The sequence below is a fragment of the Variovorax sp. UMC13 genome (genome assembly GCF_014170375.1).
In the GTDB taxonomy this organism is placed as follows: domain Bacteria; phylum Pseudomonadota; class Gammaproteobacteria; order Burkholderiales; family Burkholderiaceae_C; genus Variovorax.
Genome location: NZ_LZZW01000035.1, coordinates 42,349 through 63,289 on the forward strand (window position 1 = coordinate 42,349; position 20,941 = coordinate 63,289).

The 20,941-nt window shown below is 66.6% G+C and carries 28 protein-coding genes and 1 tRNA gene; 19 read left to right on the forward strand and 10 right to left on the reverse strand.

Annotation, left to right across the window (positions count from 1 at the left end; translation table 11 throughout):
• The first annotated feature begins 27 nt into the window (after window positions 1–27).
• The gene (gene ubiA / locus A9977_RS29180) at window positions 28–927 is read left to right on the forward strand and encodes a 4-hydroxybenzoate octaprenyltransferase (protein WP_183028309.1); all 900 of its coding nucleotides are present in this window, start codon (window positions 28–30) and stop codon (window positions 925–927) included.
• Here the strand turns inward: ubiA and proC are convergent.
• Window positions 924–1,763 carry a pyrroline-5-carboxylate reductase gene (proC, locus tag A9977_RS29185; RefSeq protein ID WP_183028310.1) on the reverse strand — a complete coding sequence of 280 codons (840 nt, stop codon included), beginning with the start codon at window positions 1,761–1,763 and terminating at the stop codon, window positions 924–926. The two genes, ubiA and proC, sit on opposite strands and share 4 nt — an antisense overlap.
• A gap of 271 nt (window positions 1,764–2,034) precedes the next feature.
• On the opposite strand from proC, the gene rplN reads away from it, so the two are divergent.
• From rplN to A9977_RS29275, 18 genes are all read left to right on the forward strand, one after another.
• Window positions 2,035–2,403: a 50S ribosomal protein L14 gene (rplN, locus tag A9977_RS29190; protein ID WP_009124801.1), complete on the forward strand. Its 369-nt coding sequence runs from the start codon at window positions 2,035–2,037 to the stop codon at window positions 2,401–2,403.
• Window positions 2,404–2,415: 12 nt separating this feature from the next.
• Entirely contained in the window at window positions 2,416–2,733 is a 318-nt protein-coding gene (gene rplX, locus A9977_RS29195) for a 50S ribosomal protein L24 (RefSeq protein ID WP_183028311.1), read from the forward strand.
• 11 nt (window positions 2,734–2,744) lie between these two features.
• Entirely contained in the window at window positions 2,745–3,284 is a 540-nt protein-coding gene (gene rplE, locus A9977_RS29200; RefSeq protein WP_183028312.1) for a 50S ribosomal protein L5, read from the forward strand.
• Window positions 3,285–3,292: 8 nt separating this feature from the next.
• The gene (gene rpsN, locus A9977_RS29205; RefSeq protein ID WP_183028313.1) at window positions 3,293–3,598 is read left to right on the forward strand and encodes a 30S ribosomal protein S14; all 306 of its coding nucleotides are present in this window, start codon (window positions 3,293–3,295) and stop codon (window positions 3,596–3,598) included.
• A gap of 20 nt (window positions 3,599–3,618) precedes the next feature.
• Window positions 3,619–4,014, forward strand: coding sequence for a 30S ribosomal protein S8 (gene rpsH / locus A9977_RS29210; RefSeq protein WP_183028314.1), 396 nt, complete (start codon window positions 3,619–3,621; stop codon window positions 4,012–4,014).
• Window positions 4,015–4,038: 24 nt separating this feature from the next.
• On the forward strand, window positions 4,039–4,572 hold the full coding sequence (gene rplF, locus A9977_RS29215) for a 50S ribosomal protein L6 (RefSeq protein ID WP_183028315.1): 534 nt from the start codon (window positions 4,039–4,041) through the stop codon (window positions 4,570–4,572).
• A gap of 14 nt (window positions 4,573–4,586) precedes the next feature.
• Window positions 4,587–4,952 (forward strand): 50S ribosomal protein L18, encoded by a 366-nt coding sequence (gene rplR, locus A9977_RS29220; RefSeq protein ID WP_183028380.1) that lies wholly within the window; start codon window positions 4,587–4,589, stop codon window positions 4,950–4,952.
• Window positions 4,953–4,970: 18 nt separating this feature from the next.
• Window positions 4,971–5,489 carry a 30S ribosomal protein S5 gene (gene rpsE / locus A9977_RS29225; protein WP_183028316.1) on the forward strand — a complete coding sequence of 173 codons (519 nt, stop codon included), beginning with the start codon at window positions 4,971–4,973 and terminating at the stop codon, window positions 5,487–5,489.
• Window positions 5,490–5,503: 14 nt separating this feature from the next.
• The gene (rpmD, locus tag A9977_RS29230; protein WP_183028317.1) at window positions 5,504–5,689 is read left to right on the forward strand and encodes a 50S ribosomal protein L30; all 186 of its coding nucleotides are present in this window, start codon (window positions 5,504–5,506) and stop codon (window positions 5,687–5,689) included.
• Window positions 5,690–5,700: 11 nt separating this feature from the next.
• Window positions 5,701–6,132 carry a 50S ribosomal protein L15 gene (gene rplO, locus A9977_RS29235; protein WP_183028318.1) on the forward strand — a complete coding sequence of 144 codons (432 nt, stop codon included), beginning with the start codon at window positions 5,701–5,703 and terminating at the stop codon, window positions 6,130–6,132.
• A 26-nt stretch (window positions 6,133–6,158) separates the two neighbouring features.
• Window positions 6,159–7,469, forward strand: a complete 1,311-nt coding sequence (gene secY, locus A9977_RS29240; protein WP_183028319.1) for a preprotein translocase subunit SecY — start codon at window positions 6,159–6,161, stop codon at window positions 7,467–7,469.
• A gap of 65 nt (window positions 7,470–7,534) precedes the next feature.
• Entirely contained in the window at window positions 7,535–7,648 is a 114-nt protein-coding gene (gene rpmJ, locus A9977_RS29245) for a 50S ribosomal protein L36 (protein WP_140840881.1), read from the forward strand.
• Between the two features lie 25 nt (window positions 7,649–7,673).
• Window positions 7,674–8,039: a 30S ribosomal protein S13 gene (gene rpsM / locus A9977_RS29250; protein WP_013544105.1), complete on the forward strand. Its 366-nt coding sequence runs from the start codon at window positions 7,674–7,676 to the stop codon at window positions 8,037–8,039.
• A 13-nt stretch (window positions 8,040–8,052) separates the two neighbouring features.
• Window positions 8,053–8,457, forward strand: a complete 405-nt coding sequence (gene rpsK, locus A9977_RS29255; protein ID WP_009124825.1) for a 30S ribosomal protein S11 — start codon at window positions 8,053–8,055, stop codon at window positions 8,455–8,457.
• A gap of 131 nt (window positions 8,458–8,588) precedes the next feature.
• Complete coding sequence (rpsD, locus tag A9977_RS29260) at window positions 8,589–9,212, forward strand: 30S ribosomal protein S4 (protein ID WP_183028320.1); 624 nt, start codon at window positions 8,589–8,591, stop codon at window positions 9,210–9,212.
• Between the two features lie 124 nt (window positions 9,213–9,336).
• Entirely contained in the window at window positions 9,337–10,326 is a 990-nt protein-coding gene (locus tag A9977_RS29265) for a DNA-directed RNA polymerase subunit alpha (RefSeq protein WP_183028321.1), read from the forward strand.
• 110 nt (window positions 10,327–10,436) lie between these two features.
• Window positions 10,437–10,835: a 50S ribosomal protein L17 gene (gene rplQ, locus A9977_RS29270; RefSeq protein WP_183028322.1), complete on the forward strand. Its 399-nt coding sequence runs from the start codon at window positions 10,437–10,439 to the stop codon at window positions 10,833–10,835.
• An 18-nt stretch (window positions 10,836–10,853) separates the two neighbouring features.
• Window positions 10,854–10,930: transfer RNA gene (locus tag A9977_RS29275), tRNA-Met, on the forward strand.
• Between the two features lie 151 nt (window positions 10,931–11,081).
• Here the strand turns inward: A9977_RS29275 and A9977_RS29280 are convergent.
• From A9977_RS29280 to flgE, 9 genes are read right to left on the reverse strand one after another with little or no spacing between them, the layout of a single operon-like run.
• Window positions 11,082–12,311: an HDOD domain-containing protein gene (locus A9977_RS29280; protein WP_183028323.1), complete on the reverse strand. Its 1,230-nt coding sequence runs from the start codon at window positions 12,309–12,311 to the stop codon at window positions 11,082–11,084.
• Between the two features lie 23 nt (window positions 12,312–12,334).
• Window positions 12,335–13,531, reverse strand: coding sequence for a flagellar hook-associated protein FlgL (flgL, locus tag A9977_RS29285; RefSeq protein WP_183028324.1), 1,197 nt, complete (start codon window positions 13,529–13,531; stop codon window positions 12,335–12,337).
• Between the two features lie 38 nt (window positions 13,532–13,569).
• Window positions 13,570–15,456, reverse strand: coding sequence for a flagellar hook-associated protein FlgK (gene flgK, locus A9977_RS29290; RefSeq protein WP_183028325.1), 1,887 nt, complete (start codon window positions 15,454–15,456; stop codon window positions 13,570–13,572).
• 15 nt (window positions 15,457–15,471) lie between these two features.
• Window positions 15,472–16,332: a flagellar assembly peptidoglycan hydrolase FlgJ gene (gene flgJ / locus A9977_RS29295; RefSeq protein WP_183028326.1), complete on the reverse strand. Its 861-nt coding sequence runs from the start codon at window positions 16,330–16,332 to the stop codon at window positions 15,472–15,474.
• A gap of 4 nt (window positions 16,333–16,336) precedes the next feature.
• Window positions 16,337–17,455, reverse strand: a complete 1,119-nt coding sequence (locus tag A9977_RS29300; RefSeq protein ID WP_310936223.1) for a flagellar basal body P-ring protein FlgI — start codon at window positions 17,453–17,455, stop codon at window positions 16,337–16,339.
• A 2-nt stretch (window positions 17,456–17,457) separates the two neighbouring features.
• Window positions 17,458–18,150: a flagellar basal body L-ring protein FlgH gene (locus A9977_RS29305; RefSeq protein WP_183028327.1), complete on the reverse strand. Its 693-nt coding sequence runs from the start codon at window positions 18,148–18,150 to the stop codon at window positions 17,458–17,460.
• A complete protein-coding gene (gene flgG / locus A9977_RS29310) occupies window positions 18,150–18,932 on the reverse strand; it encodes a flagellar basal-body rod protein FlgG (RefSeq protein WP_183028328.1) in 783 nt (260 codons plus the stop codon). The genes A9977_RS29305 and flgG overlap by 1 nt, the downstream gene beginning before the upstream one ends.
• A 28-nt stretch (window positions 18,933–18,960) precedes the next feature.
• Window positions 18,961–19,698 carry a flagellar basal-body rod protein FlgF gene (flgF, locus tag A9977_RS29315; protein ID WP_183028329.1) on the reverse strand — a complete coding sequence of 246 codons (738 nt, stop codon included), beginning with the start codon at window positions 19,696–19,698 and terminating at the stop codon, window positions 18,961–18,963.
• A 25-nt stretch (window positions 19,699–19,723) separates the two neighbouring features.
• Complete coding sequence (gene flgE, locus A9977_RS29320) at window positions 19,724–20,941, reverse strand: flagellar hook protein FlgE (RefSeq protein WP_183028330.1); 1,218 nt, start codon at window positions 20,939–20,941, stop codon at window positions 19,724–19,726.

Below are 20,941 nucleotides of genomic sequence, written 5' to 3' on the forward strand. Positions count from 1 at the left end.
AATGGCCGCTCTTTTTTTGTCCGCCGAATGCCTGCTGCCAGCCGCCTTTCCCTGTACCTTGACCTGATCCGCTGGAACCGGCCCGCCGGCTGGCTGCTGCTGCTGTGGCCCACGCTGGGCGCGCTGTGGTTCGCGGCCGGCGGCTGGCCGGGCTGGCACCTGCTGGCGGTGTTCGTGCTCGGCACCATCCTCATGCGCAGCGCCGGCTGCTGCGTCAACGACGTGGCCGACCGCGACTTCGACCGCCACGTCAAGCGCACCGCCCAACGGCCGGTCACCAGCGGCGCGGTCTCGGTCCAACAGGCGCTGGGGCTGGGCGCCGTGCTGGCGCTGGTGGCCTTCGGCCTGGCGCTCACCACCAATGCGGCGGTGATCGTCTGGTCCTTCATCGGCCTGGGCGTGACCCTGCTCTATCCCTTCGCCAAGCGCTTCGTCTCGCTGCCGCAGGCGGTGCTGGGCATCGCCTTCTCGATCGGCATCCCGATGGCCTTCTGCGCCGCGGGCGGCCCCGACGTTCCGGCCACCGAGGCGTTCTCGCGCGTGCCGGGCTACGGCTGGGCGCTGCTGGTCGGCAACCTGGGCTGGGTGCTGGCCTACGACACCGAATACGCGATGGTCGACCGCGACGACGACCTCAAGATCGGCATGAAGACCTCGGCCATCACCTTCGGCCGCTTCGACGTGGCGGCGGTGATGCTCTGCTACGCGGTGTTCCTGGTCGTCTGGGGCGTGGTGGGCCTGCGGGCCGGGCTGGGCCTGCCCTTTTTCGTCGGCCTGGCCGCCGCGGCGGCGCAGGCGCTGTGGCACGGCGCGCTGATCCGCGAGCGCACGCGCGACGGCTGCTTCAAGGCCTTCCGCCTGAACCACTGGCTGGGCTTCGCGGTGTTCGCCGGCATCGTGGCCGACTTCGCGCTGCGCGGCCTCTAGGCGGCGCCGAATTCCCTGGCCAGCTCGCCGGCCCGCCGTTCGGCCGCGCGGATCGCGGCCTTGAATTGCGCCTTGACGCCGGCCGCCTCGAGCGCGCTGAGCGCCGCGTAGGTGGTGCCGCCCTTGGAGGTGACGCGCTCGCGCAGCACCGCGGGCGGATCTTCCGAGGCGCGGGCCAGGGCCGAGGCGCCGGTGAAGGTGCCGACCGCCAGGCGCTGCGCCTGTTCCGGCGGCAATCCCATCTCGATGCCGGCCTCGGTCATGGCCTCGATGAAATAGAAGACATAGGCCGGGCCCGAGCCCGAGACGGCCGTCACCGCGTCGAGCGCGGCCTCGCCGTCCACCCACAGCAGGTCGCCGGTCGGCGCCAGCAGCTGCTCGACCTGGGCCCGGCCCTCGGCGCTGACGGCCGGGCGGGCGAACAGGCCGGTCATGCCCTGGCCGACCAGCGCGGGCGTGTTGGGCATGGCGCGCACGACGCGTTCGCTGCCCAGCCAGCGGGCGATGCTGTCGGAGGGGATGCCGGCGGCCACGCTCAGGTGCAGCGCGTCGGGCGTCCAGGGCTGCACCGCCCGGGCCGCCTCGGCGAAGGTCTGAGGCTTGACGGCCCAGACCACGATCCTGCATCGGGCCAGCGCGGCGCCGGCCTCGGCCTGCGCGACGAGGCCGAACTGCGCGGCCAGGCGCGCACGGGCGGCTTCGAAAGGTTCGACTACCTCGAAGGTTTCGGGTGGCAGGCCCTGTCGGATCAGCCCGCCCAGGATGGCGCTGGCCATGTTGCCGCCTCCGATGAAGGCGATGGGCGGGAGGGCGGCGGCGTGGTCTGGCTGGGTCATGGGCGATCGACGTGGGCGGCGTGGAGGGGAGGGGAGGGGAGGGCTCGGGCCGATTGTCGCCCGGACGCCACGGCCCGCGCCGAAGTTCGGAAAACAGGTCGTTGACATGCGGGATGGGTCGTGTGACAATCGCGGGCTTCGCTTCAAAAAGGCGAAGCTTTCCGCCCATACGAAGGCGCTCCAAGTGGTTTGGGGCGTTGACGACGGGCCCAAGACTGACTGCGGTGCTGCCATGAGGCGGTTTCTCGGTACAAGTTGGGAACCAATCGAAATGATCCAAACTGAATCCCGGCTCGAAGTGGCCGACAACACGGGCGCGAAATCCGTCCTGTGCATCAAGGTGCTCGGTGGCTCCAAGCGGCGTTACGCCAGCGTGGGCGACGTCATCAAGGTCAGCATCAAAGAAGCAGCCCCCCGCGGCCGCGTCAAGAAGGGCGAAATCTACAGCGCCGTCGTGGTGCGTACCGCCAAGGGCATCCGTCGCGCAGACGGTTCGCTCGTCAAGTTCGACGGCAATGCCGCCGTTTTGCTCAACGCCAAGCTGGAGCCGATCGGCACCCGCATCTTCGGACCGGTCACGCGCGAACTGCGCACCGAGAAGTTCATGAAGATCGTCTCGCTGGCTCCCGAAGTTCTGTAAGGACACAACGCCATGAACAAGATTCGCAAAGGCGACCAGGTCATCGTGTTGGCCGGTCGTGACAAGGGCAAGCGCGGCACCGTCTCGCTGCGCAAGGACGACTCGCATCTGATCGTCGACGGCATCAACATCGTCAAGAAGCACACCAAGCCGAACCCCCTCAAGGGTACGACCGGTGGCATCACCGAAAAGACCATGCCGATCCATCAATCCAACGTGGCCATCTTCAATGCTGCGACCGGCAAGGCCGATCGCGTGGGCATCAAGATCGCCGACGGCAAGCGCGTGCGGATCTTCAAGTCCAGCGGCGACGAAATCAAGACCGCCTAAGGAGCATTCAGATGGCACGTCTCCAACAAATCTACCGCGAGAAGATCGCGAAAGAGCTGACTGAAAAGTTCGGCTACAAGTCGCCGATGCAGGTTCCCCGCATCACCAAGATCACCCTGAACATGGGTGTGGGTGAAGCGGTTGCCGACAAGAAGGTGCTGGACAACGCCGTGGGCGACCTGACCAAGATCGCCGGCCAGAAGCCCGTGGTCACCAAGTCGAAGAAGGCCATCGCCGGCTTCAAGATCCGCGAAATGCAACCGATCGGCTGCATGGTCACGCTGCGTGGCGTGCAGATGTATGAGTTCCTGGACCGTTTCGTGACCATCGCGCTGCCGCGTGTTCGCGACTTCCGCGGCATCTCCGGCCGTGCGTTCGACGGCCGTGGCAACTACAACATCGGCGTCAAGGAACAGATCATTTTCCCCGAGATCGAATACGACAAGGTCGATGCCCTGCGCGGTCTCAACATCAGCATCACGACGACGGCAAAGAACGACGAAGAGGCCAAGGCGCTTCTCGCCGGCTTCCGTTTCCCGTTCAAGAACTGAGGCGAACCGTGGCTAAACAATCCCTGATCCAGCGCGAAATCAAGCGCGACAAGCTGGTCGCCAAGTACGCAGCGAAGCACGCCGAACTGAAGGCGATCTCCAACGACTCGAAGAAGAGCGACGAAGAGCGCGCTGCAGCCCGCCTGGGCCTGCAGAAGCTCCCGCGCAACGCCAACCCGACGCGCCAGCGCAACCGTTGCGAAATCACCGGCCGTCCGCGTGGCACCTTCCGTCAATTCGGTCTGGCCCGCGCCAAGATCCGCGAACTGGCTTTCAACGGCGACATCCCCGGTGTCACCAAGGCCAGCTGGTAAGCCAGGCAGGAGCAATAAACATGAGCATGAGTGATCCCATTGCCGACCTGTTGACGCGTATCCGTAACGCGCAAATGGTGGCGAAGCCGACCGTGTCGATCCCGTCTTCCAAGGTGAAGGCCGCGATTGCACAAGTCCTCAAGGACGAAGGCTACATCGACAGCTTCGAAGTGAAGACCGAAGACGGCAAGTCCGAACTCGTCATCACGCTGAAGTACTACGCTGGCCGCCCGGTCATCGAGCGCATCGAGCGCGTGAGCCGCCCCGGCCTGCGCGTCTACAAGGCCAGCGCAGCCATTCCGCAAGTCCAGAACGGCCTCGGCGTCGCCATCGTCACGACCCCCCAGGGCGTGATGACCGACCGCAAGGCACGCGCTACCGGTGTCGGTGGCGAAGTCCTGTGCTACGTCGCCTAACCGAGACATCAAGGAGTCACTGAAATGTCCCGAGTAGGAAAAATGCCCGTCACCATCCCCGCTGGCGTGGATGTGTCGATCAAGGAAGACCAGATCAGCGTCAAGGGTACGGGCGGTTCGCTCAACCTGGCCCGCAATCCCCTGGTCAATGTCGTGAACAACGACGGCAAGCTGAGCTTCGAGCCCGCCAACGAATCGCGTGAAGCGAATGCGATGAGCGGCACGCTGCGCCAGCTGGTCAACAACATGGTGGTTGGCGTGACCAAGGGCTTCGAGAAGAAGCTCAACCTGGTCGGCGTCGGCTACAAGGCTGCAGCTTCGAACAACAAGCTGAACCTGCAAGTCGGATACTCGCACCCGGTCAACTTCGACATGCCGCAAGGCATCACCGTGGCCACCGCGACCCCGACCGAAATCGTGATCAAGGGTGCTGACCGTCAGCGCGTTGGTCAAATCGCCGCTGAGATCCGCGCTGTTCGTCCGCCCGAGCCCTACAAGGGCAAGGGCATCCGGTATTCGGACGAGAAGATCGTGATCAAAGAGACCAAGAAGAAGTAAGGGGCAGCAAAATGATGTTGACCAAAAAAGCACAGCGTCTGCGCCGCTCGCGTCAGACCCGCATCCGGATCGCGACGCAAGGCGTGGCCCGCCTGACGGTGAACCGCACCAACCTGCACATCTATGCCACCGTCATCTCCGGCGACGGCACCAAGGTGATCGCAACTGCATCGACGGCCGAAGCCGAAGTTCGCAGCACGCTCGGCGGTTCCGGCAAGGGCGGCAATGCCGCTGCCGCCACCGCGATCGGCAAGCGCATCGCTGAAAAGGCGAAGGCTGCCGGCGTCGAGAAGGTTGCTTTCGACCGCGCAGGTTTCGCGTACCACGGCCGCGTCAAGGCGCTGGCCGACGCAGCCCGCGAAGCCGGCTTGCAGTTCTAACCGGACACGAGATTCAAAATGGCAAAGATTCAAGCAAGAACGCAGAACGAAGGACCCGAGGACGGCCTGCGCGAGAAGATGATCGCGATCAACCGCGTCACCAAGGTGGTGAAGGGTGGTCGTATCCTCGGTTTCGCAGCACTGACCGTGGTCGGTGACGGCGACGGCAAGGTCGGCATGGGCAAGGGCAAGTCGAAGGAAGTGCCTGCTGCCGTGCAGAAGGCCATGGAAGAAGCCCGCCGCAACCTGTTCCAGATCTCGATCAAGAACGGCACGCTGCACCACCGCGTGACGGGTCACCATGGCGCCGCTTCGGTCGTCATGATCCCGGCTCCCAAGGGTACCGGCATCATCGCCGGCGGCCCGATGCGCGCCGTGTTCGAAGTGCTGGGCATCACCGACATCGTGGCCAAGAGCCATGGTTCGTCGAACCCCTACAACATGGTCCGCGCCACGCTGGACGGCCTGAAGAACTCGACGACCGCGTCGGCTGTCGCTGCCAAGCGCGGCCTGACGGTCGAAGAGCTGTTCGCTTGAACGGGAGCATCGACATGACGACCCAACAACAAACCGTCAAGGTGCAGCTGGTGAAGAGCCCGATCGGCACCAAGGAATCGCATCGCGCGACCGTGCGTGGCCTCGGCCTGCGCAAGGTCAACAGCGTGAGCGAGCTGCAAGACACGCCCGCGGTGCGCGGCATGATCAACAAGATCAGTTATCTGGTCAAGGTTCTGTAAGAGAGACTGATATGGAACTCAATGGCATCAAGCCCGCCGCCGGCGCCAAGCACGCAAAGCGTCGCGTCGGCCGCGGTATCGGCTCCGGCATCGGCAAGACCGCAGGTCGCGGTCACAAGGGCCAGAAGTCGCGTGCAGGCGGCTTCCACAAGGTGGGCTTCGAAGGCGGTCAAATGCCTCTGCAGCGTCGCCTGCCGAAGCGCGGCTTCAAGTCGCAGACGCTCAAGTACAACGACGAAGTCACGCTGACCTCGCTGGAAGCCCTCGGCCTGGCCGAAGTCGACCTGCTGGCGCTCAAGCAAGCCGGCCTCGTCGGCCACATGATCAAGGTCGTCAAGGTCATCAAGACCGGCGAACTGACCAAGGCCGTCAAGCTGACGGGCATCGGCGCAACCGCCGGCGCCAAGGCAGCGATCGAAGCTGCCGGCGGCAGCGTCGCCTGAAGACACCGGACTGAGAGAGATCCTTCGTGGCTACTAACGCGGCAACGCTCGCAAAAACAGGCAAGTTCGGCGACCTGCGTCGTCGGCTGGTCTTTTTGCTGCTCGCACTCGTGGTGTACCGGATCGGCGCGCACATCCCTGTTCCGGGCATCAACCCGGACCAGCTGGCGCAGTTGTTCCAGGGGCAGCAGGGCGGGATCCTGAGCCTGTTCAACATGTTCTCGGGCGGTGCGCTGTCGCGCTTCACCGTGTTCGCGTTGGGCATCATGCCGTACATCTCCGCGTCGATCATCATGCAACTGATGACCTACGTGGTGCCGACCTTCGAGCAATTGAAGAAGGAAGGCGAGGCAGGGCGGCGCAAGATCACGCAGTACACGCGTTACGGCACTTTGGGCCTCGCGCTGTTCCAGTCCTTCAGCATCGCAGTGGCACTTGAATCGTCGGCCGGCCTGGTGATCGCACCCGGCTTCGGCTTCCGGCTCACCGCCATGATCAGCCTCACGGCCGGTTCGATGTTCCTGATGTGGCTCGGCGAGCAGATCACCGAGCGTGGTCTGGGCAACGGCATCTCGATCCTGATCTTCTCGGGTATCGCGGCCGGCCTGCCCAGCGCCATCGGCGGCCTGGCTTCGCTGGTGACGACCGGCGCGATGAACCCCATCGTGGCCATCTTCATCATCGCGGTCGTGGTCCTGGTGACCTACTTCGTGGTGTTCGTCGAACGCGGCCAGCGCAAGATCCTCGTGAACTATGCGCGCCGACAGGTCGGCAACAAGGTCTACGGTGGCCAGTCGTCGCACCTGCCGCTGAAGCTGAACATGGCTGGCGTGATCCCGCCGATCTTCGCGTCGTCGATCATCCTGCTGCCGGCCACCGTCGTGGGCTGGTTCAGCACCGGTGACAGCATGCGCTGGATCAAGGACATTGCCGGGGCACTCACACCGGGTCAGCCGATCTATGTGATGCTCTACGCTGCTGCGATCGTCTTCTTCTGCTTCTTCTACACGGCTCTCGTGTTCAACAGCAAGGAAACGGCCGACAACCTCAAGAAGAGCGGTGCGTTCATCCCGGGCATTCGTCCGGGTGACCAGACGGCCCGCTACATCGACAAGATCCTGGTTCGCCTGACGTTGGCCGGCGCGGTGTACATCACCTTCGTCTGCCTGCTGCCGGAGTTCCTGATCCTCAAGTACAACGTGCCGTTCTATTTTGGCGGCACCTCCTTGCTGATCATCGTGGTCGTGACGATGGACTTCATGGCCCAGGTACAGAACTACATGATGTCGCAGCAGTACGAATCACTGCTCAAGAAGGCCAACTTCAAGACATCGTAGGACTGGCGTTTCAAGTATTGAGTCCGGGCGGCTGACGCCACGTTAAACAGTTTTAGGAGAATGAAATGAGAGTTTCGGCTTCGGTCAAACCCATCTGCCGTAATTGCAAGGTCATCCGCCGCAAGGGTGTGGTTCGTGTGATCTGTTCTGACCCGCGCCACAAGCAGCGCCAGGGTTAAGTCAAAGAAGTATTAGAGGACGCACATGGCACGTATTGCAGGCATCAACATCCCGCCGCACAAGCACGCTGAAATCGGCCTGACCGCCATTTTCGGTATCGGTCGCACCCGCGCCCGTCAAATCTGCGAAGCGAGCGGCATCGAATATTCGAAGAAGATCAAGGATCTGACCGACGCTGATCTCGAGAAGATCCGCGACCAGATCGCTCTCTTCACCATTGAAGGCGATCTGCGCCGCGAAACGACGATGAACATCAAGCGCTTGATGGACATCGGTTGCTACCGCGGCTTCCGTCATCGCCGTGGCCTGCCGATGCGCGGCCAGCGCACGCGCACCAATGCCCGTACCCGCAAGGGTCCGCGCAAGGCCGCGCAGTCCCTGAAGAAATAAGGATTGAAACAGCATGGCTAAAGCTCCTGCCAATAACGCCGCACAGCGCGTCCGCAAGAAGGTTCGCAAGAACGTTGCCGACGGTATCGCTCACGTGCACGCCTCGTTCAACAACACGATCATCACGATCACGGACCGCCAGGGCAACGCCCTGTCGTGGGCCTCGTCGGGTGGCCAGGGCTTCAAGGGTTCGCGCAAGTCGACGCCTTTCGCAGCCCAGGTGGCGTCGGAAGTGGCCGGTCGTGCTGCTGTCGAACAAGGCATCAAGAACCTCGACGTCGAGATCAAGGGCCCCGGCCCCGGTCGCGAATCGTCGGTGCGCGCCCTGGCTGCGCTCGGCATCCGGATCAATTCCATTGCCGACGTGACCCCGGTTCCGCACAACGGTTGCCGTCCCCAAAAGCGTCGCCGCATCTAAGCGTCGAAGCGCCAGCGCAGCCTGCTTCACAGCGGCTGCGCGTTTTGTTTTCAACAAGCCCACCGCCATCGGCACGCCGCTGATGGCTCCTGCAGGCCGACCCTGCAGCAGATGACACAAAGGAAGATCACGTGGCACGCTACCTCGGCCCCAAGGCCAAACTTTCCCGCCGCGAAGGCACCGACCTGTTCCTGAAGAGCGCTCGCCGTTCGATCCAGGACAAGTCGAAGTTCGACTCCAAGCCCGGCCAGCATGGCCGCACCTCGGGTCAGCGCACCTCCGACTTCGGCCTGCAACTGCGTGAAAAGCAGAAGGTCAAGCGCATGTACGGCGTGCTGGAGAAGCAATTCCGCCGCTACTTCGAAGAGGCCGATCGCCGCCGTGGCAACACCGGCGCGAACCTGCTGTTCATCCTCGAATCGCGCCTGGACAACGTCGTCTACCGCATGGGCTTCGGCTCGACCCGCGCTGAAGCACGTCAGCTGGTGTCGCATCGCGCGATCACCGTGAACGGCCAGTCGGTCAACATCGCGTCGTACCTGGTCAAGACCGGTGACGTGATCGCCGTGCGCGACAAGTCGAAGAAGCAGACCCGTATCGCCGAAGCGCTGCAGCTGGCTGCACAGGTCGGCATCCCGGCCTGGGTGGACGTGAACGCCGACAAGGCGGAAGGCGTGTTCAAGAAGGTTCCGGATCGCGACGAATTCGCTGCCGACATCAACGAATCGCTGATCGTCGAACTGTATTCGCGCTAAGCGGACCCAACGAGCCGCGCCATGCGGCTCGTTTTTGTTTTTTTGTTCCCGCCGGGATCGACCCGCCGGGCGCTTCACCAGCCTTACCGGTGTAACGAACCGGGGGTATTGAGAGGAAGTCTGCATGCAAACCACCCTGCTGAAACCCAAGACCATCCAGGTCGAGCAAATGGCCGCCAACAAGGCAAAGGTCACGCTCGAGCCTTTCGAGCGCGGCTACGGCCACACGCTCGGCAACGCGCTGCGTCGCGTGCTGCTGTCGTCGATGGTCGGTTATTCGGCCACCGAAGTCACGATCGCGGGCGTGCTCCACGAGTACTCGTCGATCGATGGCGTCCAGGAAGATGTCGTCAACATCCTGCTGAACCTCAAGGGCGTGGTGTTCAAGCTCCACAACCGCGATGAAGTGACCCTGAGCCTGCGCAAGGACGGTGACGGCCCGGTGCTGGCATCGGACATCCAGACGCCGCACGACGTCGAGATCATCAACCCGGATCACGTGATCGCGCACCTGTCGCAAGGCGGCAAGCTCGACATGCAGATCAAGGTGGAAAAGGGCCGTGGCTACGTGCCCGGCACGATGCGCCGCTATGCGGACGAACCGACGAAGTCGATCGGCCGCATCGTCCTCGACGCCTCGTTCTCGCCCGTCAAGCGTGTGAGCTACACGGTCGAAAGCGCCCGTGTGGAACAGCGCACCGACCTCGACAAGCTGCTGATCGAAATCGAAACCAACGGTGCCATCACCGCTGAAGATGCGGTGCGTGCCTCGGCGAAGATCCTGGTGGAACAGCTGGCTGTGTTCGCGCAGCTCGAAGGCGGCGAACTCGCTGCATTCGACGCACCCGCGCCGCGCAGTGCCCAGCAGTTCGATCCGATCCTGCTGCGCCCGGTCGACGAGCTCGAGCTCACCGTGCGTTCGGCCAACTGCCTCAAGGCAGAGAACATCTACTACATCGGCGACCTGATCCAGCGCACCGAGAACGAGCTGCTCAAGACCCCCAACCTGGGTCGCAAGTCGCTCAACGAAATCAAGGAAGTGCTCGCTTCGCGCGGCCTGACCTTGGGCATGAAGCTCGAAAGCTGGCCGCCGGCCGGCCTCGATAAGCGATAATCCGCGATTCGGCCAAAAAGTAATCGGCCCCCGCTTCGAGAGAAGCAGGCCAGTGCGATGGGCAGTACCTGATACGGCTGCCTGTTTTTATAAAGTAAAGGAAAAGCACCATGCGTCACGGACACGGACTCCGCAAACTCAACCGCACCAGCTCGCACCGCCTTGCGATGCTGCAGAACATGATGAACTCGCTCATCGAGCACGAAGTCATCAAGACCACGGTCCCCAAGGCCAAGGAACTGCGCCGCGTCATCGAACCGATGATCACGCTGGCCAAGAACCCCACGCTCGCCAACAAGCGCCTGGCCTTCGACCGCCTGCGCGACCGCGACAGCGTCGTCAAGCTCTTCGCCGATCTGGGCCCGCGTTTCGCGGCACGTCCGGGCGGCTACACGCGCATCCTGAAGATGGGTTTCCGCGTGGGCGACAACGCGCCGATGGCACTGGTCGAACTGGTCGACCGTCCCGAAATTAAAGAAGCTTCTGACGAGCAAAGCGCCGCAGAATAAGGTATACTTCTAGCTTGCCGCGCGATGGAGCAGCCTGGTAGCTCGTTGGGCTCATAACCCAAAGGTCGCAAGTTCAAATCTTGCTCGCGCAACCAACATATCAGCCTACCAGCTGATACCCAAAACACCCACTTCTCAGTGGGTGTTTTGCTTTGTGCGTTCGATGTTGGCGAGGCATCGGACGTGGCCTCGACAGGCGAAAAAAAGCCAGGTCCGCGCCTGGCCCTGGGTGGTTGGTGCGGCGCTTCAGCGAGGCAATGCCGCCAGCGTGCGCAGCAGCGCCCGGTTGATCTCCTCCGTTCCCATCTCGTAGGCCTGTCGCAGCGCGCGCAGCGGCTGCGGATCCTCCGATTCGAGCGCGAACGCGACCTGCAGCGAGGGCGCATAGGGACCGGTGCCCGAGATCGCCGCGGTCACGATGCGGTCGGCCAGCGGGATGCGCGCGAAGCTCGCGCGCAAGGGTTCGTCGAGCACCAGGTCGAGCTGCGCGAACAGGCCGCACAGGTAGACCTCGCGCCGCAGGTCGTCCTCGATGCCGGCGTCCATCAGGTGCTCCATCAGATGGCCGCGCATCACCATGGTCGCGTTCACGGGACGCAGGTTGGGGTCTTCGCTGGCGTGCGGCAGCTGCTCGGCCAGCCAAGTGTTGAGCGCGCGGAAACCCAGCATCATGAAGCCGTGGCGCAGCGAGGACACGCCGTTGCGCAGCCCCAGTCCGGCCGAGTTGAGGTACAGGAACAGCCGGTAGGCCAGGCTGGGTTCCTGCCCAAAGGCCTGTTCGATGCGGTCGAGCGACTGCTCGCTGTCCAGCGCGTTCATCGCCTGCACGATGGTGCGGCGCGTGGGCGGCAGCGGCTGGCCGGCGTAGCGGTGCAGCACGTCCTCGGTGGGCCAGCCGGCCACGGCCCAGGCGCCCTGCTGGTCCAGCGCATGCTCGGCCAGCGCGCGGCTGGCCACGCCCTCGACCAGCGCGTTGGCCTGGACCGGGCTGTCGGCCGCGCGGCCCAGCATGCGGCCGGCGGCACCGGCCTGGCGTGATTTCAGGGCGGCCTGCAGCGCGCCGGCGGCGTCGGCCGGGGCCAGGCGCAGGGCGCGCTGCTTGGCCCAGCGCTCCGCGCCGGCATCGGCCAGCGCGGCCGGTGCACCGCTGGCGAGCAGGTGCACGCCGCGTTGATGGGCCAGCCGCAGCGCATCGCGCACGCCGCCGCGGTCGAGCCAGGCCTGGGGCACCACGATCGCCGGGCCGCCGGCTGTGGCATGGGCCAGCAGGCCGGCGAGCAGGTCGGGGGCGCTGGGCGACAGCAGCAGCAGCGGCGACTCGGCCGACCATTGCTCGGCCAGCGTGCGCAGCAGGTGCTGCCCGTCGATGCCCTGGTCGTCGGCATGCACGAAGAGTTGCACGCCGGCGAGCGCGCGGGCCTTGTTCCAGAGAGGGCGATAGCCGAGGGTGAGACTGCCGAGAACCGATTGCGCCATGGAAGAGGGGAGAGGTGCGGCCGTCAGCCGAGGAAGTTGAACAGGGACAGTTTCTGGATCTGCGCGTACGAGCCCAGCGCGGCCGAGTACGCGGTTTCCTTGGCCTTGAATTCCGACAGCGCCTTGACCACGTCCAGGTCTTCCGCGCGCGAGCGGTCGGCTTCGAGCAGCAGGCTGCGGGTGGCCTGCCGGTCGGTGATGTTGTCGACCCGGTTGAGCAGGTCGCCCGCGCGGCCGCGCGTGGCCGACAGCCGCGCGCTGGCCGCATCGATCTGCGACAGCGCCTGGGCCACGGTCTGCGCGACGGCGCTGCTGCTGGTGGCGTCGCGCAGGCCCGCGATCGCCTGGTCGAGCACGCCGAACAGGCTGGTGCGGGTGCTGGGTGCGATCTCGAGCGAATCGCCCGCGGCCGGCGTGCCGCTGGCCACCAGCGACAGGCCGTCGAAGCCGATCGCCTGGCCGCTCTTGTAGGGCTGGGCGGACTGCACGGCGGTGTTGGTCGTGGTGTCGATCACGTCGTAATGGGTCACGCCCGCGTTCACGCTGAATTCGATCCGGTAGCCGTGGCCGGTGAGCGCCGTGGGGTCGGTGACCTTGCCGGCATCGCTCGACACCTTGGAGGTGCCCGCGCCCAGCGCGACGGTGAACACGCCGTTGCCGGTCGGCACGTCCATCCAGGTCGCGTGGCCGTCGAGCGAGGCCGGCACCGCCAGCTCGCCCGCGGCGGCCTGGCCCGCGATGCCCTGGTAGCTCACGCCCGCGGCGCCGCCGTCGACGAAGGGCGCGTCGGTGCTGCCCAGGCCGCCGAACAGGGGCTGGCCGTTGCTGTCCTTGGTGTTCGCATAGCCCAGCAACTGGTCACGCAGGGTGCTCAGCTGCTGCGCGATGCTGGCGCGGTCGGTGGCCGAGAGGCCGGGGTTGCCGGCCTGCACGACCAGCGTGCGGAAGCTCTGCACCGCCGTGACCGCATCGCCCAGCGTGGATTCGGCCGTGGCCACCGCGTTGCGCTGCACCTCGAGCGCGCGCTGGTCGGCGGCCACGCGGGCCATGCGGGTCTGGGCGCGCTCGGCCTGCGCCGCGCCGGTCGGGTCGTCGCTCGGGCGCAGCACCCGCTTGCTCGCGGTCATCTGCTCCTGCAGGCGCGAGAGCTGCGATTGCCGCGTCATCAGCTGGTTGAGCGCGTTGTCGTAGGTGTTGCCGGTCGCGAGGCGTGTGCTCATGGCGTTCTTTTCCAGGGTGCGGGAGGTGGGGCGCGGCCTCAGGCCATGCCATGCAGCAGCGAGTCGAAGACGGTCTGCGCGATCTGGATCATCTTGGCCGAGGCCTGGTAGGCCTGCTGGTACTGCAGCAGCTTGGCGGCCTCTTCGTCGAGGTTCACGCCGGCGCCGTTGGCGCGCTCGGTCTCGAGGTTGGCGGCGATGCTGCCCGACACGTCGGCCGCGTACTGCGCGCTCTGCGAGCGCACGCCGATCTGCGCCATCAGCCCGGCGTAGCCGTCGACCATCGAGGCGCCGTCGAACATCGCCTTGTCGCGCAGCCCGGCCAGCGCACCCGCGTTGCCCGCGCCGAGCTTGCTGTAGCCCGGCGTCGCGGCCTGCACGGTGATTACGTCGCCGGCCTTGGGCGTGCCGCTCAGGGTCAGCGACCAGCCGTTGAAGGCGATCGGCTGGCCGGCCACGTAGGGCTGGCCCGTCGGGTTGCCGGTGCCCGTGCCCGACACGCTGTAGCTGCCGTCGGCCGCGAAGGTCAGGGTCACGGTGGCGCCCTGGTTGGCGTGGTTCGACGTCGCGGCCAGCGAGGCCACGCTCACGCTGCCGGTGTTGGCCGCGGCGGGCCGGGCCTCGACCGGGCTGGCGGCCGCGATCTCGCGCGGCGAGGTCATCGCCATCGCCATGCTGCCCGCGGCGTTGGCATAGGGCTTGATCACGAAGCTGTCGCCGGCCGCGGGCGTGCCCGCGTTGAGCTCGAAGGTCAGGCCGTCGATCTGCAGCGGCAGCGGGCCGCTGAAGCTGCTGCGCTTGCCGTCGGACAGGCGCGTCACCTCGATCGCGCCGGCGCTGCCGAAGCTCACCTGGTAGGACGAGGGCACCAGCGCGCTGGCGTTGCTCACGCTCGCGCCGAGCGTCGCGTTGCCGGTGTTGGCCGTGCTGGCCGATGCATCGGGAATGGCGATGGCGCGGAAGATGGCCGCGCCGGCATGGCCGTCGAGGTCCAGCCCGAGCTGGTTCTGTGCGTTGAGCTCGCTGCTGATCGCCAGCGCCATGCGCCCGAGGCTGTCACGCGCGGCCACCAGGTCCGAATTCTGGAAGCGCAGCAGGCCCGCCACTTCGCCGCCGCCCAGCGTGGCCTCGTCCAGCGGCGTGGTGAGCGTGCCGCGCGTCATCGCCAGCTGGCGCGTGCCGTTGTCGCCGATGGTGAGCGACATCGTGGCGGCCGTGGTGCCCAGCACCAGCGCCTGGCTGCCGACGAACACGCTGAGCGTGCCGTCGCCGGCATCGACGGTCGTCACCTGCACCTGCTGGCCGAGCTGGCGCATCAGCTGGTCGCGCTGGTCGAGCAGGTCGTTGGGGCTCTGGCCGCCGCCGGTGGTGCGCGCGATCTGCAGGTTCAGCGCGGCCACGCGCTGGGCCATGCTGTTGATCGAGGTCACGGCGTCGCCCAGCTGGGCGTTCACGCCGCGCTGCAGGTCGTCGAGCTGCGACTGGGCGTTGCGGAAGCGCGAGGCCATCTCGTCGGCGCGCGTCAGCACCACGTTGCGGGCGCTGATATCGCCGGGCGCGCTCGCCACGTCGGTGAAGGCGTTGAGCATGTCGCTGACCGAGGCGCCGAGGCCGCTGGCACCGCCCTTGAAGATGTCCTCCAGCGCGGCCAGGCGGTCGGCGCGCGTGCTGTCCATGGCCGACACCGACTGGGCGAGCCCGGCCTGGCGCGTGAGGAACTCGTTGTGCGCGCGCTCGATGGTGCTCACCGTCACGCCGCTGCCGATGTAGCCGCCGCCGGTGTACTGGCCCGGGACCTGCTGCAGCACCGCGCTCTGGCGCGAGTAGCCGACCGTGTTGGCGTTGGCTACGTTGTGGCCGGTGGTGGACAGCGCGACCTGGTTGGCGAGCAGGGCCCGCGTGCCGATGTTGAGCAGGGAACTCATGGGAAGGGATGGGCCTCAGGCCTGTTGGGAGCGCTGGATCAGCAGTGTCGAATTGATGGCGCGGCTCAACTTGGCCGCATAGGCCGGGTCGGTCGCATAGCCCGCGCGCTGCAGCTCGGTCGCGTAGGCCGCGGCCGAGCCGGTGCTGGCGCGCGCCTGCGCATAGCGCGGGCTCTCGCCGATCAGCCGCGCGTAGTCGCGAAACGACGCCTCGTAGGAGTCGTAGGCGCGGAACTTCGCCGACACCTTGCGCGGCTCGCCGTCGATGTACTCGGTGGTGGTGATGGTCGCCACCTTGCCGGTCCAGCCCGGGCCGGCCTTGATGCCGAAGAGGTTGAAGGAGTTGCTGCCGTCGGCGTTGCGGATCTCGCTGCGGCCCCAGCCGGTCTCGTGCCCGGCCTGGCCGATCATGAAGCTCGACGGGATGCCCGTGGCCTGCGCCACGCGCTCGGCCGCGGCGCCGTGTTGCGACACGAAGCCGCTCTGCGAGGCCGTCGGATTGATGCGCGTCGCGGCGGGAGGCAGCGACACGGTCGGCACATTGCCGCGCGCGTTGCCCGTCATCTGCTGCGTGAGCTGGCGCGCGATCGCGTCGCTCAGCCCGCCGGGCATGCCCGACAGCTGCACCGCGAACTGCTGGTCGAGCAGGTCGGTGCCCAGCTTCTCGCCGTCGCTGTCCATCAGGCCCGACTTCATCGTCGCTTCGCGCATGCTCTTGAGCAGCTCGCGCATGAACAGCGACTCGAACTGCTTGGCCGCTTCCTTGATCGCCTTGGGATCGTTGGCGCCCGCGGCGAGCTTGAGCGAATCCAGCGAACGTGCGTCGGCCGCGAGGCTGTTGCTGTTCATCGCCGGGATCGAGTTCGAGATCGCCATGGCTTCAAATGACTTCGAGTTCGGCGTTCATCGCGCCCGAGGCCTTGATGGCCTGCAGGATCGCCAGCAGGTCCTGCGGCGTCGCGCCCAGCGCGTTCAATGCGCGCACCACGTCCGACAGCTGCGGCGAGTTCGGCACCTGGATCAGGATGCCCGGCTCCTGCTTGATCTGGATGCTGGCCTGCTCGGCCACCACCGTGCGGCCGCCCGACAGCGGCGCGGGCTGGCTGATCACCGGCGTCGAACTGATCGTGACCGACAGGTTGCCGTGCGCGATCGCGCAGGGGCCCAGGGTCACGGCCTGGTTCAGCACGATCGAGCCGGTGCGGGCGTTGATCACCACCTTGGCGGCCGGCGCGGCCTGCTCCAGCGTGATCTCCTCGAGTTCGGCGATGAAGTTCACGCGGGCGTTGGCTTCGGTGGGGGCGCGCACCTCGACCGAGCGGCCGTCCAGGGCGCGTGCGGTGCCCAGGCCCATCCTGCGGTCGATGGCCTGCGCCACGCGGCGCGCGGTCTGGAAGTCGGCCGCGTTGAGGCCCAGCGTCACGCTGTCGCCCTCGTGCAGCGGCGAGGGCACGCTGCGCTCCACCTGCGCGCCGTTGGGCACGCGGCCCGCGCTCAGGTGGTTGATCTGCACCTTGCTGCCGCCGGCCGACGCGCCCGCGCCGCCGACCACCAGGTTGCCCTGCGCCAGCGCGTAGATCTCGCCGTCGGCACCGCGCAGCGGCGTCGCCACCAGCATGCCGCCCTTGAGCGACTTGGCATTGCCCATCGAGGAGACGTTGATGTCCAGGGTCTGGCCGGGCTGCGCGAAGGCCGGCAGTTGCGCGGTCACGATCACCGCCGCCACGTTCTTCAGTTGCAGCTGCGCCGCGCGGTTGTCGGGCAGCGTGATGCCCAGCTGCTGCAGGTAGTTGGCCACGCTCTGCGTGGTGTAGGGCATCTGCGTGGTCTGGTCGCCGGTGCCGTCCAACCCCACCACCAGGCCGTAGCCGGTCAGCTGGTTGCTTCGCACGCCCTGCACGGCGGCCAGTTCCTTGATGCGCACCGCGTGGGCGGCGGGCAGCAGCAGCACGATCAGTGCGAGCGACGCCAGCAGCCGGCGAAGAAGAAGGCTGTGCATGGTCAAAACGGCAGCACGTTCATGAAGAAGCGGCCGAGCCAGGGCATGACCTGCGACTCCTGCTGCGCGCCGCGCCCGCGCGATTCGATGCGCACGTTGGCCACCTGCAGCGAGTTCACCACGCTGCCGGCCTGGATCGAGCGCGGGTCGACCGTGCCCGAGAAGCGCAGCACGTCCACGTTCTGGTTCACGCCGATCTGCTTCTCGCCCGTCACCACCAGGTGGCCGTTGGGCTGCACGTCGACCACCGTGGCGGTGATCGAACCCTGGAAGGTGTTGGCGCTCTCGGTGCCGCCCTTGCCGGCGAAGTTGTTGGCCGAGTCGGCGTTCACGCTGGCGCGCTTGAAGGAGTTGGCCGAGAGCAGCGGGAAGGCGCTGATGCCCGCGTCGATGCCGCTCTTCTTGTCGATGGTCGAGGTCGACTTCTGGCTCGCGCTGACGTTCTCGACGATCAGGATCGTCACCGTGTCGCCCTGCATGCGCGCGCGGCGGTCCTCGAACAGCGGGCGGTAGCGCACCGACTGGAACAGGCTGCCGGTGGGCGCGCGGCTCACGGCCGCGGCCGGCGCCTGCGGCGCGAGTGCGGGCGCGACGGTCGGCGGCATGTCGACCTGCGGCGTCTGGGCCAGCGTGGAGCAGCCGGCGACGAAGGCGCAGGCCAGCGCGGTCGATGCGAGGCGGAGAAGGGCCGACATCAGAGCTGCCCTAATTTCTGCAGCATCTGGTCGCTGGTCTGGATCGCCTTCGAGTTCATCTCGTAGGCGCGCTGGGTCTGGATCATCGACACCAGCTCCTGCACCACGTTCACGTTCGAGGTCTCGAGGAAGCCCTGCATGATCGTGCCCAGGCCGTTGGTGCCGGCCGTGCCGCCGTTGGGCTGGCCCGAGGCCGCGGTCTCGGCGTAGAGGTTCTCGCCGCGCGGCTCCAGTCCGGCCGGATTCACGAAGTTGGCCAGCGCCAGCGTGCCGATGTTCTGCGGCGCCGCGCTGCCCGAGAGCGTGGCCGAGACCGTGCCGTCGTTGGCGATGCTCACGCTGACCGCGTTGGGCGGCACCGTGATGCCGTTGGCCACCGGCAGGCCGGACGAGGTGACCAGCCGGCCCTGCGCATCGACCTGGAACGAGCCGTCGCGCGTGTAGCCGATGGTGCCGTCGGGCTGCGTGACCTGGAAGAAGCCGTTGCCCTTGACCGCCACGTCGAGCTGGTTGTTGGTCTGCTGCATGCTGCCCTGCGTGAACGAGCGGCTGGTGGCCACCGTGCGCACGCCCAGGCCCAGCTGCAGGCCGGTGGGCAGCTGCGACTGCTCGGTGCTGTTGGCGCCGACCTGGCGCAGGTTCTGGTACATCAGGTCCTCGAACACCGCATTGGCGCGCTTGAAGCCGGTGGTCGAGACGTTGGCCAGGTTGTGCGAGATGACGTCCAGCTGGGTCTGCTGGGCTTCCATGCCGGTCTTGGAGATCCAGAGCGAATTGATCATGGCGTAGGGGTCCTGGGTGCGCGGGCGGTCAGCCCACGTTGAGCAATTGGGCGGCCGACTTGTCGGAGGTCTCGGCGGTCTGCAGCAGGCGCATCTGCTGCTCGAACTGGCGGGCCGCGGCGATCATCCCGACCATGGTCTCGATCGGGTTCACGTTCGAGCCCTCGAGCGCGCCGGTCTCCAGGCGCGCGGTGGCGTCGGTGGCCAGCGGGTTGAGCGAGGCGGTGCGGAACAGGCCGTCCTCGCTGCGCACGAGCCGGTCTTCGGCGGTGGCGCTGGCGAGCTTGATGCGGCCGATGGTGGAGGAGGGCGTGCCCGGCGTCTGCGCGCTCACCGTGCCGTCGCTGCCCACCGAGATGTCGGCGCCCGGCGGCACGTCGATCGGCGCGCCGCCGTCGGACAGCACCATCAGGCCGCCGGTGGTGGTCAGCGTGCCCTCGGGCGAGATCTGGAAGGCGCCGGCGCGGGTGTAGGCCTCGGTGCCGTCGAGGCCCTGCACCGCGAACCAGGCGCTGCCCTGCGCCGCCATGTCGAGCGTGCGGCCGGTGCGCTGGATGGCGCCGGGCTTCTCGTCGTGGCCCGAGGTGGCTTCCAGCGCGAACACGCGCGTGGTCGCGCCGTCGCCGCGCAGCGGCACCGCGCGGAAGGTCGACAGCTCCGCGCGGAAACCCTGGGTCGATGCGTTCGCCAGGTTGTTGGCGAGCACGCTCTGCCGCTGGGCGGCCGCGCTGGCGCCGCTCATGGCGGTGTAGATCAGGTGGTCCATCGCGCGCTGTCCGTCTCGGCTGTGCTCAGCGCAGGTTCACCAGCGTGGACATCACCTGGTCCTGGGTCTTGATGGTCTGGGCGTTGGCCTGGTAGGCGCGCTGCGTGGTCATCATGTTGACCAGTTCGGCGGTGAGGTCGACGTTCGACTCTTCCAGCGCGCCGGAGCGCAGGTGGCCGAAGGTGCCTTCGCCCGGCGCGCCGCGCACCGGCTGGCCCGAGGCGAAGGTCTCGCTCCAGTAGCCCGAGCCCGTGGGCGCCAGGCCCTGGTCGTTGCGGAAGTTCACCAGCGCGAGCTGGCCGGCGGCCTGCGTCTGGCCGTTGGAGTAGGTGGCGGTGACGACGCCGTTGTCCTCGATCTTCATGCCCACCAGCTGGCCCGCGGTGTAGCCGTTCTGCTGCAGGTCGGCCACCGAGAAGCGCGCGTTCACCTGCGTCATCTTGCTCAGGTCGAGCGAAGCGGTGAAGGTCTGCGACGGGTCGTTGGGCGAGACCAGCGTGAGGTTGGGGATGGTCGAGTTCGCGAGGTCCAGGCTGCCATCGGTCTTGAACTTGAGCTGGAAGGGCGTCGATGCCGAAGGCGCGCTGCCGTTGATGCTGGTGTAGACGTTCCACTCGTTGTTGGCCGTCTTCTGGAAGTACAGGCCCACCGGCACTTCCAGGCCTTGCGAATCGAAGGCCGTGAGCGAGGTGCCGTAGGTGGTGAGCGGCGTCGGCGGCGTGGCGGTGGAGGCGACCACGGCCGCGGCGTCGAGCGTGATCTCGGCCATCATCGAACTCGTCTGCTTGGCCGGGATCGGCGTGCCGGTGGGCAGGCGTAGCGGCTGCACGTCGAAGCTCTGGCGCACGCCGTTGGCGTTGGTCGGGTAGCCCATCAGCGCGGCGCCGCTGTTGGTGATGATGTTGCCTTCCTTGTCCAGCTTGAAGTTGCCGGCGCGGGTATAGGCGGTGGTGCCGTCGTTGTTGCGCACCTGGAAGAAGCCGCCGCCGTTGATGGCCACGTCGAGGTCGTTGCCCGTGATGCTCAGAGTGCCCTGCGAGAACTGCTGCGTCACCGCGCCCACCGACACGCCGAGGCCGACGTTGGTGCCGCCCAGGCTGCCGGCCGAGCTCGCGTAGATCTCGGAGAACTCGGCGCGCGAGGACTTCATGCCCGTGGTGCCGGCGTTGGCGATGTTGTGCCCGATCACGTCGAGGCTGCGGCTGGCCGCGTTCAGACCGGAAAGCGCTTGCTGAAAGCTCAT